General features: G+C 70.5%; 16 protein-coding genes. 9 read left to right on the forward strand and 7 right to left on the reverse strand.

What is annotated here, in order from left to right; translation table 11 throughout:
- Nucleotides 1-3 precede the first annotated feature (3 nt).
- On the reverse strand, nt 4-420 hold the full coding sequence (locus tag AB0N73_RS12720; protein WP_363564001.1) for an NUDIX domain-containing protein: 417 nt from the start codon (nt 418-420) through the stop codon (nt 4-6).
- A 44-nt stretch (nt 421-464) separates the two neighbouring features.
- Here AB0N73_RS12720 and AB0N73_RS12725 point away from each other — a divergent pair, with 44 nt between their 5' ends.
- Both AB0N73_RS12725 and AB0N73_RS12730 read left to right on the forward strand, forming a co-directional pair.
- On the forward strand, nt 465-1946 hold the full coding sequence (locus AB0N73_RS12725; protein WP_363564003.1) for an SDR family NAD(P)-dependent oxidoreductase: 1482 nt from the start codon (nt 465-467) through the stop codon (nt 1944-1946).
- A gap of 10 nt (nt 1947-1956) precedes the next feature.
- Nucleotides 1957-2190, forward strand: coding sequence for a hypothetical protein (locus AB0N73_RS12730; RefSeq protein ID WP_363564005.1), 234 nt, complete (start codon nt 1957-1959; stop codon nt 2188-2190).
- A 27-nt stretch (nt 2191-2217) separates the two neighbouring features.
- Here the strand turns inward: AB0N73_RS12730 and AB0N73_RS12735 are convergent, their stop codons facing one another.
- Complete coding sequence (locus AB0N73_RS12735; RefSeq protein ID WP_363564007.1) at nt 2218-2583, reverse strand: bleomycin resistance protein; 366 nt, start codon at nt 2581-2583, stop codon at nt 2218-2220.
- 96 nt (nt 2584-2679) lie between these two features.
- Nucleotides 2680-3696 carry a LacI family DNA-binding transcriptional regulator gene (locus AB0N73_RS12740; RefSeq protein ID WP_363564009.1) on the reverse strand — a complete coding sequence of 339 codons (1017 nt, stop codon included), beginning with the start codon at nt 3694-3696 and terminating at the stop codon, nt 2680-2682.
- A 223-nt stretch (nt 3697-3919) separates the two neighbouring features.
- Between AB0N73_RS12740 and AB0N73_RS12745 the strand changes: the two genes are divergently transcribed.
- The 6 genes from AB0N73_RS12745 (at nt 3920) to AB0N73_RS12770 (ending at nt 10813) form a co-directional block, all read left to right on the forward strand.
- The gene (locus tag AB0N73_RS12745) at nt 3920-5104 is read left to right on the forward strand and encodes an ABC transporter permease (RefSeq protein ID WP_363564011.1); all 1185 of its coding nucleotides are present in this window, start codon (nt 3920-3922) and stop codon (nt 5102-5104) included.
- Complete coding sequence (locus AB0N73_RS12750; RefSeq protein ID WP_363564013.1) at nt 5104-6054, forward strand: ABC transporter permease; 951 nt, start codon at nt 5104-5106, stop codon at nt 6052-6054. Before AB0N73_RS12745 ends, AB0N73_RS12750 begins: the two co-directional genes overlap by 1 nt.
- Before the next feature lie 67 nt (nt 6055-6121).
- Complete coding sequence (locus AB0N73_RS12755) at nt 6122-7204, forward strand: BMP family ABC transporter substrate-binding protein (RefSeq protein ID WP_363564015.1); 1083 nt, start codon at nt 6122-6124, stop codon at nt 7202-7204.
- 74 nt (nt 7205-7278) lie between these two features.
- Entirely contained in the window at nt 7279-8850 is a 1572-nt protein-coding gene (locus tag AB0N73_RS12760; protein WP_363564017.1) for an ABC transporter ATP-binding protein, read from the forward strand.
- Nucleotides 8847-10166 carry an amidohydrolase family protein gene (locus tag AB0N73_RS12765; protein WP_363564019.1) on the forward strand — a complete coding sequence of 440 codons (1320 nt, stop codon included), beginning with the start codon at nt 8847-8849 and terminating at the stop codon, nt 10164-10166. The genes AB0N73_RS12760 and AB0N73_RS12765 overlap by 4 nt, the downstream gene beginning before the upstream one ends.
- Before the next feature lie 65 nt (nt 10167-10231).
- Nucleotides 10232-10813, forward strand: a complete 582-nt coding sequence (locus AB0N73_RS12770) for a hypothetical protein (RefSeq protein ID WP_363564021.1) — start codon at nt 10232-10234, stop codon at nt 10811-10813.
- A gap of 39 nt (nt 10814-10852) precedes the next feature.
- Here the strand turns inward: AB0N73_RS12770 and AB0N73_RS12775 are convergent, their stop codons facing one another.
- Genes AB0N73_RS12775 through AB0N73_RS12785 form a run of 3 tightly spaced genes read right to left on the reverse strand, consistent with a single transcriptional unit; the run spans nt 10853 to nt 14041 of the window.
- Nucleotides 10853-11992, reverse strand: a complete 1140-nt coding sequence (locus tag AB0N73_RS12775) for an adenosine deaminase family protein (protein ID WP_363564023.1) — start codon at nt 11990-11992, stop codon at nt 10853-10855.
- Nucleotides 11989-13074 carry an ADP-ribosylglycohydrolase family protein gene (locus tag AB0N73_RS12780; RefSeq protein ID WP_363564025.1) on the reverse strand — a complete coding sequence of 362 codons (1086 nt, stop codon included), beginning with the start codon at nt 13072-13074 and terminating at the stop codon, nt 11989-11991. The genes AB0N73_RS12775 and AB0N73_RS12780 overlap by 4 nt, the downstream gene beginning before the upstream one ends.
- Nucleotides 13064-14041, reverse strand: coding sequence for an ADP-ribosylglycohydrolase family protein (locus AB0N73_RS12785; protein WP_363564027.1), 978 nt, complete (start codon nt 14039-14041; stop codon nt 13064-13066). The genes AB0N73_RS12780 and AB0N73_RS12785 overlap by 11 nt, the downstream gene beginning before the upstream one ends.
- A gap of 78 nt (nt 14042-14119) precedes the next feature.
- On the opposite strand from AB0N73_RS12785, the gene AB0N73_RS12790 reads away from it, so the two are divergent.
- Entirely contained in the window at nt 14120-14989 is an 870-nt protein-coding gene (locus tag AB0N73_RS12790) for a nucleoside hydrolase (RefSeq protein ID WP_363564029.1), read from the forward strand.
- 36 nt (nt 14990-15025) lie between these two features.
- Here the strand turns inward: AB0N73_RS12790 and AB0N73_RS12795 are convergent, their stop codons facing one another.
- Nucleotides 15026-16012: a nucleoside hydrolase gene (locus AB0N73_RS12795; protein ID WP_363564031.1), complete on the reverse strand. Its 987-nt coding sequence runs from the start codon at nt 16010-16012 to the stop codon at nt 15026-15028.
- Nucleotides 16013-16116: the final 104 nt, after the last annotated feature.

A 16116-nucleotide genomic window follows, 5' to 3' on the forward strand; every position in this document is an offset into this window, starting at 1 on the left:
ACGTCAGCGCGGCAGGAAGTTCTCGCGCGCGAGCGGGGCGACCTCCAGCGCCTCGGCGTCGGCATGGGTCACCCAGCGGAGTTCTTCGATCTCCGCGCCGATCCGGGGTGTCTGCGATCCGACCTCCACGGTGAACACGTCCGCCACGACGATGAAACCGGGCTCGTTCGCGGCGGCCGCCTCGAACACGCCGAGCGAGGTCATCTGGTGCGGCGCGATGGTGAGCGCGAGCTCCTCGTGGAGTTCGCGCCGTAGCGTCTGGTCGGGGGTCTCGCCCGTCTCCGGTTTGCCGCCGGGCTGCATGAAGGCGCTCGTCCCGGCCTTTCGGACGAGGAGCAGGCGCCCCTCATCGTCGACGATCACGGCTGCCGAGACGTGGATGCGGCGGGCGGCGGATGCGGGAGATTGCGGCGTTGTCACCGTCGCACGCTAACAGGACCGCGGCCCGCGACGTAGAATCTCGTGTGCCTCCCGAGTCCTCCTCCCCGTCCGACCTGCCGCCGAGCGGCATCGATCCCTCGGACCTCGAGGTCACCCTGCGGGTGCTGGGGGGCATGGCGGGGCTCGATGAGACGCATCCCGACTTCATCGCCGTGCGTCAAGCGACCGCCGGCATGTTCAAGGCGGTGAAGAAGGTCCGCCGACGCGAGATCCGCGATGCCATCGCGCAGGCCGACCGCGAGGTCGTCGCGGCGACCGCGACGGGCGCCGCCGACCGCATCGACGACGAGACGCGCGGCATCCCGATCAGCACGACGACGACCGCCCCGATCGCAGGAACCCTCCTCAAGGCCCGCGGCTGCTACATCTGCAAGAAGCCGTACACGATCGTGGATGCGTTCTACCACCAGCTCTGCCCCGAGTGCGCGGCGATGAGCCACGCCAAGCGCGATGCGCGCACCGACCTGACGGGCCGGCGCGCGCTGCTGACCGGCGGGCGCGCGAAGATCGGCATGTACATCGCATTGCGGCTGCTGCGCGATGGCGCGCACACGACGATCACGACGCGGTTCCCCCGCGACGCGGTGCGTCGTTTCAGCAGCCTGCCGGATGCTCCCGAGTGGATCGACCGCCTCAAGATCGTCGGCATCGATCTGCGCGACCCGGCGCAGGTCATCGGCCTGGCCGACGACGTCGCCGCGGCCGGGAGCCTCGACATCCTGATCAACAACGCGACGCAGACCGTGCGCCGCTCCCCCGGTGCCTACCAGCCTCTGGTGGATGCGGAGCTTGCCCCTCTTCCGGACGGCCCGCTGCCCGAGCTGGTGACGTTCGGCCACACGAATGACCAGCATCCGCAGGCCCTGGAGCGCTCGGTCACCGCTCACCCCATCCTCGCGGCGGCCGCATCGCGCGCCGACGAGCTGACCGAGCAGGCGATGACAGCGGGATCCAGCTCTCTCGAGCGTCTCGCCGCCGGCACCGCGATCGATGCCGGCGGACTCGTGCCCGACCTCGACCACGTGAACTCGTGGACGCAGCGCGTCGGCGAGGTGGACCCGCTCGAGATGCTGGAGGTGCAGCTCGCCAACACGACCGCGCCGTTCCTCCTCGTCTCGAAACTGCGTCCCTCGCTCGCGGCGAGCCCGGCACGCCGCACGTACGTCGTCAACGTCAGCGCCATGGAGGGCGTGTTCGGTCGCGGCTACAAGGGCCCCGGTCATCCGCACACGAACATGGCGAAGGCGGCCGTCAACATGCTCACCCGCACGAGCGCCCGCGAGATGTTCGAGAGCGACGGCATCCTGATGACGAGCGTCGACACCGGCTGGATCACGGACGAACGTCCCCACCCCACGAAGGTGCGTCTCGCCGAGGAGGGCTTCCACGCACCGCTCGACCTCGTCGACGGCGCCGCCCGGGTCTACGACCCGATCGTGCGCGGCGAGGCCGGTGAAGACCTGTTCGGAGTGTTCTTGAAGGACTACGCGCCCGGCGCGTGGTGAGGATCGCTCGATGAGACTGCCGGAGCCGGGAACGCGCGTCGTCGTGCGCTACCTGCTGCCGAGCGGTCAGGCGACGGATGCGTTGGGCGAGCTGCTCGAGGTCGGCGACCACACCGTCGTCGTCGACGGCAAACGCGGCCTCGAGCGCATCCCGCGCGGAGCGATCATCGCGGCGAAGGCGGTTCCGCCGCCGCCTGCACCCCGCGCACGCCGCACTCCCCCCGCCCCGCCCGACAACGTCTGAGCCCGCGCGCGGCGAGGAGATCGCGCGCTACCCGCCGTTCTCGATCAGGGTCAGCTGCGTGCCGTCCGGGTCGACGAGGAATCCCGCGCGTCCACCCCAGGGCTGCGACCGCACCGGATGCAGCCGCGGCCTGCCCACCGCGGTCTCGGCGACGCCGGCGGCCAGGAACCACTCGTACAACGCCGCGACGTCGTCCACACGGATGCTGCACATGAAGGAGCTCTCGTCGGGCACGAGATCGGGGAAGAGGAAGAACTCGAGCTGCAGGTCGCCGCGGCGGAGGATCAGCCAGCCCTCGTCCCGATACGCCACCGCGAATCCGACCGGGCCGTAGAACGCGATCGTGTCATCGAAGTCGCGAGAGGGCAGGTTCGGCACCGCGTGATCGGTCATCCCGCGAGCCTAACGACCCGGCGCGAACCGTGCCCGGCATCACGACGGGGTGCGCCCGTGGTCGCTCATCGACGTGCACTCCGCCTCCGACGTGCGTCACGGCGTCGACACGGGTCCCGTCGTCCGACGCACGATCAGCTCGACCGGCAGGAGTTCGACGGGCGTCGACGCCGGACGCTCAGCGGCGGAGTTCATGTCCTGGATTCTCTCGATCAGGAGTTCGCACGCACGCACGCCCATGTCGATCGCGGGCTGGCGCACGGTGGTGAGCCCGACGGCATCCGCCACGGCTCCGTCGTCGAATCCCGTTATCGACATGTCGCCCGGCACATCGACGCCCGCTTCGCGCAGCCGCCGCAGCGCGCCCAATGCCTGATCGTCGCTGGCGGCGGCGATGCAGGTGAAGCCCAGGCCGCTCCCGAGCGCCTCGTCGACGAGCCGGTAGCCGGCATCCGCAGAGAACTCGCCCCGGAGCACCAGTGCTTTCGGAAGGAGTTCCCGCACACCCACGACCCGTTGCGATGAGGAGGCCAGAGCTTCGGGGCCGGCGATGACCAGGGCCCGGCGGTGTCCGAGTGCCGCGAGATGCTCGCCGATCAGTCGCCCGCCGTGCAGGTTGTCGGCCGTCACCGTCGGGATCCTGGTCGCGTCAGGCAGCTCCTCGTCGGCGATGACGACCGGGTAGTCGGCGGAGAGAGCGACGATCTCACGATCGAGCTGCTGGTTGTAGGCGAGGTGGACGATGCCGTCCACCGTTCCCTCGCGCACGAGGTCGAGATGCCGGCGCGGAGCGTTCACCGACACGCTGCAGATGATGACGCCCAATCCCGCCGCCTCCGCCGCCCGCTCCACCCCCTTCGCGACGTGCGCGAAGTACGAGATCGTGAGGTCGGGGACGACGAGGGCGATGAGCCCGCCTCGACCGTTCTTCAGCCGCCGCGCCGCAGACACCGGAACATAGTCGTATCGCTGGATCACGGCGTTCACGCGCTCGGCCGTGCGTGGACTCACCGGACGATTTCCCGACAAGACGTGGGACACCGTCGTCACACTCACCCCCGCGATGCGCGCGATCTGCTGCATCGTCGGCCGGCGCTTCCGTTGCGCGTCCATCCCCGTCCCCCATTGGCTTCGTCCTGCAATCCGTTTGCACACCCAGTCTAATCATCGAGTGCGGCGAACCACTGGTCACGGCACGACGCGTGGTGTTTCGCCCGCATTTCACCGGACAAAAGTTACTGTTTCGCGGTGCTCGCGGCCGCATCCCGGTCCATATGATCGGTCGCGTGATCCTCTTGTCATCAAGTGCAAATCGTTTGGCATATCGGGAAGTGCAATGAAAGATCTTGATCTGGCCCGTGCGGCGCAGCGCATCTCGGTGCCGGTCGTCGCGGTGATCGTGGCGCTCATCATCGGCGCGGCACTGATCGCCGTGTCGGGCGCCTCCCCGATCGAGGCCATCGGAGCGATCGGACAGGCGGCGTTCACCTGCGCCCCGCAGTTCTGCAACTTCGCGACCGTGCTGACCACGGCGGCGCCCCTGATCATGACGGCCCTCGGCGCCGTGATGGTGCTGCGCGCGGGTCTGTTCAGCATCGGACAGGAGGGCCAGTACGCCATGGGCGGGCTCGTCGCCGTCGCGATCGGCTACATGGTCCCCCTGCCCGGCGTCATCCACCCCATCGTGGCTCTGCTCGGTGGCGCGGTCGCCGGCGCTCTCGTCGGCATCGTGCCGGCCCTCTTCCGCGTGTACCTCGGCGCGAACGAGCTCATCGTCAGCATCATCGTCAACTCGATGATCGCCCTGCTGCTGTCGTTCCTCGTGAACTACCCGATGCGCGAAGCCGGGGCGAGCACGTCCTTCACCCCGCAGATCGATGAGACCGCACGTCTCGCGGTGTTCGACCCCGCGACGAAGCTCGGGATGAACATCGTCATCGCGCTCGCGTTCGTCGTCCTGACATACATCTACATGAGCCGCACGACCTGGGGCTACGAGCAGCGGATGGCGGGCGAGGCTCCGGTGTTCGCGCGGTACTCCGGGATGCGGACCCGAACCGCCGTCATCCGGGCGGCAGGCCTCGGCGGCGCACTCGCCGGCATCGGCGGCGGCATCCAGGTGCTCGGCATGAACTACCGCGTCATCGACGGCTTCATGGACGGAACCGGTTTCAACGGGCTCACGGCCGCGATCCTCGGTGGGACCACCGTCATCGGAGCCGGTATCGCCGCCGTCGTGTTCGCGTCGATCTCGATCGGTGCGATCAACGGCCTGCAGATCCTCATGGGCATCCCCCGCGAGATCGGTTCGGTGATCCTCGCCTTCATGATCGTGCTCGTCGCGGTGCAGACCCCGCTCGCGCACCGGCTCGAGCTCTGGCTGAGCAAACGCCGCGGCGCGAAGGAGATCGAGAGACGCGCGGCGGAGATACCGCCGACCGACGAACCGGATGCCGCCGCCGACGCCCCGTCGGTCCCCGCATCCTCCACCCCCGGATCGACCTCGGATGGAGCTCGCTGATGGACTTCCTCACGTCCTTCTTCACGCCGGAGATGTTCTCGAACGGCGTGCGCCTCACCACACCCATCCTCTTCGGCGCCATCGCCTCCGCCCTCAGCTCACGGGCCGGGGTGCTGAACCTCGCCATCGAGGCCAAGATGCTCGTCGGGGCGTTCGTCGGCCTCATCGCCCTCTCGATGTCGGGATCCTCGCTCGTCGCCGTGATCGCGGCGGCTCTCGCGGGCGCTCTGACCGGCGCGATGATGGCGGGCGCTCACCGCATCGGCGTCGACCTGATCATCTTCGCCATCGGGCTGAACATGCTCTTCCTCGAGCTGTCGGTGTACCTCATGCGGGTACTCTTCGGCGGCACCGGCGTGTGGAAGCCGGACGTGGACACGCTCCCGAACATCCAGCTCCCGATCCTCTCGGACATCCCCGTGATCAGCACGATGTTCAGCGGCTACAACGGCCTGGTCTACCTCGCATTCCTGCTCGCGATCGCGTACGGGGTGCTCTTCAGGTTCCGGTCCGGCCGGCATCTGCTCGCCGTCGGCGAGTCCCCGGCGGCAGCGCTGAGCGCAGGCATCTCGGTGGCGAAGGTGCAGACCTGGAGTCTCGTCGGCGCCGGCGCCGTCGCCGCGCTCGGCGGCGCGTTCCTCACGGTCGGCGAGCTCGGCCTCTTCGCCCGCGATATGACGGAGGGCGCGGGGTGGATCGCGATCACCGCCGCCCTGCTCGCCATGAACCGGCCGATCTTCATCGTCCCCGCAGCCCTTCTCTTCGGGTTCTCGGATGCCGTCGCCATCCGGCTCCAGAGCACGACGGATCTGCCGAACGCCGTCGTGCAGGGCATCCCGATGATCGCCACGCTCGCCGTTCTCGGCATCGTCGGCTACCGCGGCGTGCGGGCGGCGCAGACGTACCGCGCCTCGCGCACCAGGCGCAGTCTCCGCGTCACCACGGCCTGAGCGCTCACCTTCTCCCCATCCCCGCCCCATCCATCCATCCCGCACCACACCACCCGAGGAGTTCGGAATGAAGCACACCAGAACGTTCGTCACGATCGCGGCAGGAGCCGCGGCGCTCGCGCTCAGCCTCACCGCCTGCAGCGGGTCGTCATCCGGTTCCGCCACGACCGACAGCGGGTCGGGCGACTACCTCGCCACCCTCGTCGGCGGCGTCGCGGGCGACCTCTCCTACACCGACTCGGCGATCTCCGGGCTCCAGCTCGCGGCCGACGAGCTCGGCGTGAAGACGAACCACATCGAGGCCCCCGACCCGGCCCAGGGCGAGACGCTGTTGCGCTCCGCGATCCAGACCTCGCCCGACCTCCTGCTCAGCATCACGCTGCCGCTCGACACGGTCATCTCCATCGCCGAGCAGTACCCCGACCAGCTGATCGGCATGCCCGACCAGTCCAACGAGGACAAGGACATCCCCGACAACCTCGAGCTCTACGCGATCAACACCCACGAGGGCAGCTTCCTCGCGGGGCTCGTTGCGGGCACGATGTCCACCTCGAAGAAGGTCGGACAGGTCGTCGGCGGGGATTCGCCTGCACTGAACCAGTTCGCCTACGCCTACGAGCAGGGCGTGAAGGCCGCATGCGATGACTGCACCGTGCAGACGAGCTACCTCAACTTCGTGTTCGACGACCCGGCGCTCGGCAAGGCGACGGCGCTCGACATGATCAGCGACGGCGTCGACGTCATCTACCAGGTCGCGGGCGGCACCGGCACCGGCGTGATCGAGGCCGCGGAGGAGCAGGGCGTCTACGCGATCGGCGTCGACAGCAACCAGGACGACGTCGCACCGGGCACCGTCATCACCTCGATGATGAAGCACGTCGACGCGAGCGTGCTCGAGATGATCAAGACCGCGCAGGCGGGCGAGTTCACCTCGGGCGTCACGCTCCTCGGGCTCTCGGAGGGCGCCACGGGCCTCTCCTGGGACGAGGGTTCCACGACGTTCGCCGACGCTCACCCCGAGCTGGCCGACCAGATCGCTGCGGCGGAAGCGATCGTCGCGGAGTACCGGGCGACGATCCTCGACGGGTCGTACGAGGTCTGCGACGCGCTCAACGCGCCCGACTCCGAGGCGTGCGCCTCGATCAGCTGATCGCCACCGGGGTGGTCGGCGCGACGCGCCGGTCACCCCGGGACCCTGTCGAACCGAGGAAGAAAGGTGCAGGCATGAGTGAGTTCTTGAGGCTCGAGGGACTGCGGAAGTACTTCGCATCGTCGGGGGTGTTGGCCGTCGCCGACGTCTCGCTGTCCGTCGGCGCGGGTGAGGTCGTCGCGCTCGTCGGCGAGAACGGCACGGGCAAGACGACGCTCATGAATCTGCTCTTCGGCGCCTTCCCGCTCGACGCCGGTCGCATCCTGATCGACGGCGAGGAGGTGCTGATCCGCGGCGCGCAGGACGCGATCTCCCGCGGCATCGGCATGGTGCAGCAGCACTTCGCGCTCGTGCCGAGCTTCACCGTCGCCCAGAACGTCCTCCTCGGCCGTGAGCTCACGAAGGGCGGCCGCGTGGACGACAAGGCCGCCGAGGAGTCGGTCCGCGAGCTCGGACGGCGCCTCGGCTTCCCGATCGAACCGACCGACGTGGTCGCGACGCTCCCGATCGGCCTCCAGCAGAGGGTCGAGATCCTCAAGGCGCTGGCCGGCGACACCCGTCTGCTGATCCTCGATGAGCCGACCGCGGTACTCACGCCCGCGGAGGCCCAGGAGCTCATCGTCGCCGTCCGCCACCTCGCCCGATCGGGCACGGCGGTCGTCTTCATCAGCCACAAGCTCCCCGAGGTCATGGCCGTCGCCGACCGGGTCGTCGTCATGCGGCGCGGTCATGTGGTCGGGGACATGGCGGTCGCCGATGCCACGCCCGCCACGATCGCCCGGCTCATGGTGGGCCGTGAGGTGCTGCTGCGGGCCGAGATCGCAGCGGTGGAACCCGGCGCCGCGGTGCTCGTGGCAGAGGACCTGGTCGCCCACCAGGTGAGCGCCGGAGACTCCGGGCTGGCAGGCGTCAGCCTGGACGTCCGCGAAGGCGAGATCGTCGGCATCGCCGGGGTGAGCGGCAACGGGCAGGGCAACCTCGTTGACGCCATCGCGGGCCTTCGGAAAGTCGATTCGGGTGCCGTCACGATCGCGGGGACGACCGTGACGAACCGCGGTCCGCGGTTCGCGCGGTCCGCGGGGCTCGCCCACATCGCCGAGGACCGCATGCACGTCGGCCTCAACCGCGAAGCGACGCTCGCGGAGAACGCGGTGTCGGTGGCGTACCGATCGGAGCGCTTCTCACGATGGGGATTCCTCCGCGGCCGTTCGATGTACGAGTTCGCCCGCGAGGTCATCGAGGACTACATCGTCCGCGGCGGCGCACCGCGGCGCGTGATCGGCAGCCTCTCCGGCGGCAATCTGCAGAAGATCGTCATCGGCCGCGAGCTCGACGGCAGTCCCGCCCTGATCATCGCGAACCAGCCGACCCGCGGCCTCGACGTCGGCAGCATCGAGTTCGTGCATCAGGCGCTGCTGGAAGCACGCCAGCGCGGTGCCGGCGTGCTGCTCGTCTCCGCCGAACTCGACGAGATCATGACGCTCGCCGACCGGATCTTCGTGATCTACGACGGAGCCATCACCGGACCGTTCGCCCGCGGCGAGCTCAGCAATGTCGAGATCGGGGCACTGATGGCCGGCCAGAGCACGGGCGACGCGCACGAGAGCGGCGACCTGCTCGACGCGACCGGGACGGTCACGTCGTGACGACCACCATCGTCGCGGACCACGTCGTGATCGGCGGCGCGACCTCTCAGGTGCTCGAGCCCGGAGCCGTCGTCGTGGAGGGGGGCGTGATCGTGTCCGTGGAGCGGATCACCGGCCCCCGCCCGAGTGGTCCCGACGTCGCCGACCTGGGGGCGAGTGTGCTCATGCCGGGCCTCGTGAACGCTCATGCCCACGCCCCGATGATGCTGCTGCGCGGCGTCTCGGAGGGGCACTCCCTGCTCACCTGGGAGGGGTGGCTCGGTGCGATCCGGGCGAAGGAGCTGCATCTCACACCCGACATGCTCACCGCATCCGCGCTCGTCGGCTGCGCCGAGATGATCGGCTCGGGGACCACGTCGTTCGCCGACCAATACCTGTTCGCCGATTCCTATGTCGAGGCGATCGAGTCCACCGGCGTCCGCGCGGCCGTCGCCTACGGCATCGTCGACATGGGGGACGATGCGCGCCGCGACCACTCGCTCGCCGCGGCGGAGGCGTTCGTCGCGGCACCGGCAACCGGCCTCGTCGACCGCTGGATCGGCCCTCACGCGTTCTTCGTCGACAACCGGATCGACACCGTCCGCGCCGAGTTCGCGCTCGCGCGTCGCCACGGCGTGGGCCTCCACGCCCACTACGCGACCTCCACCGAGGAGGACGACGTCTGCGAGCAGCAGTTCGACCGATCGGCGCTCGCGATGCTGCGGGACCTCGGTATCGCCGACGTGCCGGTCCTGCTCGCCCACGCGAACGACGTTCGCGAAGACGACCTCGAGCTGCTCGCGGGAACACGGGCGAGCCTCGTCGTCGCCGCGAGCGTCGCCATGATCAGCGGCGCGCACGCCGCGCCGGTCCGAGCAGCGCTCGACGCCGGAGTGAACGTCGTGATCGGCACGGACAACGTGTGCGGGAACAACAACGCCGACATGTTCGAAGAGCTGCGCACGCTCGGCAAACTGGTCGCGTTCGCCGAGCAGAGGCCCAACCCGGTCACGCCCGTCGAGCTGCTCGGCATGGCGACCTGGCGCTCACGCGACGCGATGGGCGGGGCGCCCGGTGACGGCACGATCGCCCCCGGCGCGATCGCGGATCTCATCGCGCTGCCGGTCGCCGCACTGCACCGCGGACCGGTCGGTGCACAGTCCGTGCAGTCGGCACTCGTCTACGGCGCGTCCGGCTTCGACACGACCCACGTCATGACCGCGGGACGCTGGCTGAAGCGGGACGGCGCGCTGCAGACCATCGACCTGCCGGCGGCACTCGCCCGACGGCAGATCGACTTCGACACGCTCATGGCGCGCGTCGTGGCCGCGTCCTGACCCGTGACCCCGTCCGTGCGCTGCGCGGGCGTGCCCGCCGAACGCCCCGAGAAGAGGAGCACCACATGCCCGTTCCCCACGCCCAGGATCCCTGGACCCGCGTCACCTCCGTCCGCGGCTACCCCGCGGACGAGCTCATCTCCACGCTGCAGAAGTCGATCCGTCGCGGTGACCTCCGCCTCGCGCTGCTCGTCGGACGGGAGATGTACGAGACGAGCGCCGAGCTGGAGGCCGTCCTGTGGTCGCGTCTCTCGGTGATCTCCGCGGAGGACGTCGGCGACGGCAGCTACCAGGAGCCCGTCGTCGTCAACGCGCTGTTCCAGATGCACGAGCGCATGGAACGTGCCGCGGGCGACCGGTGGCTGTTCGCCGTGCACGCGATCCGCTTCCTCGCCGAGCGGGTCAAGGACCGCACCTCCGACGAGTGGGCGAACCTCGTCCTGCACCTCATCAACGCGGACGAGCGTCCGTTCGAGGTCCCGGACTACGCGCTCGACGTGCACACGCGACGCGGTCAGGAGGCCGGGCGCGACGTCGACGGGTTCTGGGCCGACGGGTCGAAGCTCGAGAACGAACGCGCCGACCGCGACACCGGCATCCGCGACGAGATCGTCCGCATCCGGGCCTCCGGCGCCTGGCGCGGGTGAGCACGGGACCGCGCGAGCCTCGGGCGGGACTGGCCCCGGTCAGTCCCACCCGGGGACGAGCACCTCGGCGCGAATCCTCTCCCTGAGCTCCCCCGGACCGAACGCCGCATCGAGGGCGTCGAAGGTGGAGGTGCGCAGCTGTGCGTGCGTCCAGCCGAACGCGCGCACGACGGCTCTCATCTCCCCCGTCACGCTGGTCTCGCTCAGCATGCGGTTATCCGGGTGCAGTGAGACGCGGATGCCGGCGGCCGCCAGCAGCGCGACCGGGTGCTGAGCGAGAGTCGCCACCACCGAGCCCTCCGAGTTCGAGGTCGGGCACACCTCCAGCACGATGCGCGCATCGCGGACGTGCGCCGCGACGTCGCCGAGCGCGAGCGAGGCGGGGTCTGCGCCCGCCGCACGCCACGCGGCCACCGCGGAGTGCACGTCGAGCGCCTCGCCCGCGACCGCGATGTCCTCGACCAGACGCGCCCCGTGACCGATCCGTTCCGCGGCGCACGTCGCGAGCGCATCCGCAATGCTCGCTGCCCCGTCTGCTTCCCCCGCGTGCACGGTGCGCCGGATGCCGAGCATCTCGGCCCGGTGGAAGGCGTCCGCGTGATCGCGGGCAGGGTGCCCTTCTTCATGACCGGCGAGGTCGATGCCCACGACACCGACGTCCGCGCCGCGTGATGCGGCGTCGACCACCTCGTGGCCCACGGTGCCGGTGCGCATGATGGAGAGGATCTGACGCACCTCGACGGGGTGTCCGAGCTCGCGTACATCGCTCATGCCCTGCCCGAGCCCCGCCCAGACGGCGTCCACGGCGTCGTCCATGCGCAGACCGCCCGCGAGGTGCTTCTCGGGCGCCCACCGGGTCTCGGCGTACACGACGCCGTCTGCGGCGAGGGTGTGCACGTACTCTCGGGCGACGCGGCGGAGGTGAGCAGCCGTCTGCATGACCGAGGTGCTGAGCCCGAACAGGTCCTCCCAGTCACGGCCCGGCTCCACGGTGCCGAAATTGCGCAGCCAGTACTGCAGTTCCCGCGGCTGCGTGCGTGGCAACGTCACCCGTGCATCCACGGCGAGCTCGATCAGCGTCTCCGGTCGGAGCGAGCCGTCCAGATGGTCGTGGAGGGCGACCTTCGGGCGGGTGACGAGGGGGTCGTTCTCATCGATCCAGGTCGTCGGACGGCTCATCTGTGCTCCGATCCCGGGGCTTCCGGTTCGATGACGGCGCGCCGAAGCGCGTGTGCGGCGAGGTCGGCGGCGACACCCGTGAGCGACTGCCCCGCGACCGCGGGGAGCAGGTGCCCCCGCACCGCATCGAGGGCGAGCCACCTGTCGATGGCTGCGCCGCCGCCGAGGGCACCGCAGAAGCCGCCCACGAAGGCGGGCAGCGAGTCGGCCTTCCGCGCGATCGTCAGCGAGAGCGGGAGGGCGCGCGCCGCTGCGCCGCCGGCGAGCGTCGTGATCGCCACGGCGAGCGGCAGCGTCTCCGCGGCCGTTCCCGCGTGCGAGTAGAACCTCGGGCTCAGCGCATCGATGAGCGTCGGGATCGCGTCGAACCCGTCCGCGACGTCGCGGACGATCTCCGCCGCGGTACTGAGTCCCGCATCGAGCCAGCTCCCCGACGCGATCTCCTGCCTGGCCGTGCCCACCGCGGTCTCGAACCCGACGCCTCCGACCGCCAGTGCCACCACGACCGCCGCGAACGCCGCGGCGTCGACGCCGTCGCCGGCGTGGGTGATGCGGGCGTATCGCCGCGCAGCCTCGGCGGCGGCCGCTGGATCCCCCGCGTACGCGAGGCCGAAGGCGATCCCCGAGGGGACCGCCGCATCGTCGTCAGCGGCGGGGTTGTCGTTCCCGGTGCGCGGCGGGGTCAGGCCTTCGGCGGCATTGCGTTCGGCACTTCGCGCCGCCACCCCGAGCCACGCGTCCTCGCCCCCGTGGAAGGCCCGCCACTGGGCGAACAACGCCGCGTCGCGCTCGTCGACCCCCGTCTGCTCGACGGCCAGGAGGATCCGCGCCGCGGCGACCGCCTCTTCGGTGTCGTCCGTCGGGGAGATCCCGCGCGCGTCGTCGAGTGTCGGAGTGAACGGCAGGAGCGGTCTGCTCACCCGCTGCGCGTCGAGGTCGGCGCTCCCCGCCCACAGGCGTCCCCGCACCCAGGGGGTCCGCACGCTCCGATGCACGTCCGCGGGAGCTCCCAGTGCGTCGCCGATCGCGACCCCGAAGAGCGTCGCCCGCGCGCGCGAGTGAAGCATGGACTCATCGCGCATGCGCTGCCTCCGCGAGCCGGTCCGCGAGGTCGAAGAGGTCGGCGCCTCGGGTCGCCGTGATGCACACCCCCGCGACGCGGTGAACGCGCCCTGGCCACTCCGCGGGGACCGCCGCCATGCCGTGGATCGCCCCGCAGATCGCCCCCGCCATCGCCGCGATCGTGTCGGAGTCGCGACCGATGTTCACGCCCGCGAGGACGGAGCGTCGCAGATCCCCCTCGTGCGCAGCGATCAGCCCGAAGGCGAAGGCGATCGCCTCGGGCGCGGCATCCGCCCAGGGGTAGTGCCGGAGCGGCAGCGACGCCGACAACGCGTGTTCGGCGTGCGCCGCATCCGGCGCCTCCGCCACGAGGGCCAGCGCACGCCCGACGGCCCTCGCCGTCCACGAATCGGCGGGGATGGCCGCCACCCCCGCCGCGATCGCGTCCTCCCACGTCGCACCGCCGGCGCCCGCCGCGACGCATGCGGCCACAGCCTGCGCGGCGAGTACGCCGTCGCCGGAATGACTCACCGTCGCGTCGATCGCGGCGAGACGCGCCGCCCCGGCCGGGTCGCCGGGGCACAGCAGCCCGAGCGGGGCGACGCGCATCGCGGCACCGTCGCTCCATCGCTCGTAACTCCGGATCCCGCTGTCGGGCGGACGCAGACCCGCCGACAGTCCCGCGAGGGCGACGATCTCCGAGAAGCCCGCGCCCGAGAAGCCGCCGTCCTGCACCGCGAGCGCGTCGAGCCACAGGTCGGCGACGTCGTCGGACGTCATCGACCGACCGTGGGCGAGCGCGGCCATCGTCGTCAAGACGGCGTACTCGGTGTCGTCGGTGCCGGCCGCGTCGGCGGTGAGGAACGTGTCGACCGAGCCGAACGTCCGGGCGATCTCCTCTCGGGTCATCCCCTCGGTCGGCGCACCCAGCGCATCGCCCGCGGCAAGCGCGAGCAGGGATGCGCGAGTGCGGTCGGCGTAGGTCATCTGGCACGCTCCGAAGTCGGTCGGTGTGACGGTGGTGAGAGCATACGGCAAATCGGTTTGTGTCGATCATAATGAACCATGCGAACTCACTCCGTGATCTTCGACACCGACCTCGGCACCGACGTCGACGACGCACTCGCGCTCGCCGTGCTGTTCGGCGAGCCGTCGGTCGACCTCCGTGCCGTGACCACCGTCTACGGCGACACTCTGCTGCGCGCGCGTCTGGCATCTCGCTACGCGCGGCTCGCGGGCCGCGATGTGCGGGCGTTCGCCGGCAGCGGTCCGACGCTCTCGGGACGCGAGGTCTGGTGGGCGGGCCACGAGGGCACGCTGCACGACCAGCTCGAGGACGAGCCGGTGGCGCGGGGCGACGCGGTGGACGTCCTCGTCGAGACCGTTCTCGCGAGCCCCGGTGAGATCGACGTCGTCGCGGTCGGCCCCCTCACCAACATCGCATCCGCGATCGACCGCAACGACGCCTTCGCCGGGGCGGTTCGCCACCTCTGGCTCATGGGGGGCGCGTTCGAGACGGACGAACCGGAGCACAATTTCCGCAGCGACGTCGTCGCGAGCCGCCGGGTGCTGACGGCACGCATCCCGACGACGATCGCGAGCCTGGACGCCACCCGGCGCGTGCGGCTGCGCGCTCAGCAGATCGACAACATCGCCGACAGCGGCCCGCTCGGTGCGGCGCTGCAGCGCGATATCCACCAGTGGTGGGCATTCTGGAACGAGACGTGGAACGTGCCCCACGACCCGGTGACGGTGCTCGCGCTCACGCGCCCGCGGTTGTTCACGCTGTCGGAGCCCGGCACCGTCACGGTGTCCGCATCCGGCGTCTCCGCTTTCGTCCCGGATGCGGAGGGCAGCACGCGCTGGATCGTCGACCTCGACGAGGAGGCGGTGGCCCGCGCCATCGTGGACGGCGTGGTCGCCGCCCAGCGGTGACCGGCGCCCACGCGGACGAGCGATGGGCACGTCCTCCTACGCGCTCGTGGCGCGGGGAGCGTCGACGGCAGCGATGACCGCCGCCGGGGTCGGCGGGGTGAGGGCGAGGATGCCCACGAGATACGAGAAGAATCGATCGGCGTCGATCCGAGTCGGCGCCGTCGCGTTGGGGGCGGCCGACCGCCAGTCGAACACCGTGGCGCCCAGAGTCTCACGCCCGACGGTCTCCACCGCGACCCCGAAGGACGCGGACTCCCTCACGATGTCCTCGTCGAGCGAGAGGGCGACCGACAACGAGTCGGGGTGCGTCGATCCGTCGATGCCCGCGCGAACGTCGAAATCGAACGTCGCCTGATTCGCCCGCACGAAGAAGCGCGACAGCGGCGTGCCGAGCGCGGCGATCCGATCGACGCGGGTCTGATCGAACACCGCGTCGCGCAGGGTCACCGGATCCCAGGTGAGCAAGCGCAGGTCACGGAACCCGGCGCGCACCGTGATGTCGGCGGCCTCGGGGTCGACATAGATGTTGAACTCCGCGGCCGGAGTGATGTTGCCGCGGCCGTTGATCGATCCGCCCATGACGGTGAGCCGGTCGATGCGCGCGGCGAAGCCGGGGTCCAGGCGCACGGCGAGCGCGATGTTGGTGAGGGGGCCGATCGCGACGATCCGCAACCGCCCCTCGTACTCGCGGGAGAGACGGATGAGGGCCTGTACGGCGTGCTCGGACGACGCCGCCTGGCCGTCGTCGGGGCGGCGGATCCCGCCGACGCCGTCCCCGTGGACATCGACCGCATCCACCCCCTCGCGCGCGAGCGGGCGCTCGGCGCCCAGGTGCACCGGCACCTCGCCGGCGCGGCCCGCCAGCGCGATCGTCAGGAGCGCGTTATGCACCTGCTGGGTGAATCCGACGTTGCCGGCGACCATCGTCACGGCCCTCAGATCGGCGCGCGGGTCGAGCAGGGCGATCAGGAGCGCGAAGCAGTCGTCGGCGGCGGTATCGGTGTCGACAACAAGAGGGATCATCGGCCGACACTATCCGGGCGCGGGCGACGCGGCGGTCGTCGCGGACGCCTCGGCGCGGTTGTTTTACGCGCACGTAACCGAAAGCGCTGGCGTGAGAAATGCAA

The organism is Microbacterium sp. NPDC089189, assembly GCF_040685095.1.
In the GTDB taxonomy this organism is placed as follows: Bacteria; Actinomycetota; Actinomycetes; order Actinomycetales; family Microbacteriaceae; genus Microbacterium.

Coding starts and splice junctions, on each gene's coding strand:
- AB0N73_RS12730 (WP_363564005.1), top strand. CDS start 1,957: ATGAGACTGCCGGAGCCGGGAACGCGCGTCGTCGTGCGCTACCTGCTG.
- AB0N73_RS12735 (WP_363564007.1), bottom strand. CDS start 2,583: ATGACCGATCACGCGGTGCCGAACCTGCCCTCTCGCGACTTCGATGAC.
- AB0N73_RS12740 (WP_363564009.1), bottom strand. CDS start 3,696: ATGGACGCGCAACGGAAGCGCCGGCCGACGATGCAGCAGATCGCGCGC.
- AB0N73_RS12745 (WP_363564011.1), top strand. CDS start 3,920: ATGAAAGATCTTGATCTGGCCCGTGCGGCGCAGCGCATCTCGGTGCCG.
- AB0N73_RS12750 (WP_363564013.1), top strand. CDS start 5,104: ATGGACTTCCTCACGTCCTTCTTCACGCCGGAGATGTTCTCGAACGGC.
- AB0N73_RS12755 (WP_363564015.1), top strand. CDS start 6,122: ATGAAGCACACCAGAACGTTCGTCACGATCGCGGCAGGAGCCGCGGCG.
- AB0N73_RS12760 (WP_363564017.1), top strand. CDS start 7,279: ATGAGTGAGTTCTTGAGGCTCGAGGGACTGCGGAAGTACTTCGCATCG.
- AB0N73_RS12770 (WP_363564021.1), top strand. CDS start 10,232: ATGCCCGTTCCCCACGCCCAGGATCCCTGGACCCGCGTCACCTCCGTC.
- AB0N73_RS12775 (WP_363564023.1), bottom strand. CDS start 11,992: ATGAGCCGTCCGACGACCTGGATCGATGAGAACGACCCCCTCGTCACC.
- AB0N73_RS12780 (WP_363564025.1), bottom strand. CDS start 13,074: ATGCGCGATGAGTCCATGCTTCACTCGCGCGCGCGGGCGACGCTCTTC.
- AB0N73_RS12785 (WP_363564027.1), bottom strand. CDS start 14,041: ATGACCTACGCCGACCGCACTCGCGCATCCCTGCTCGCGCTTGCCGCG.
- AB0N73_RS12790 (WP_363564029.1), top strand. CDS start 14,120: ATGCGAACTCACTCCGTGATCTTCGACACCGACCTCGGCACCGACGTC.
- AB0N73_RS12795 (WP_363564031.1), bottom strand. CDS start 16,012: ATGATCCCTCTTGTTGTCGACACCGATACCGCCGCCGACGACTGCTTC.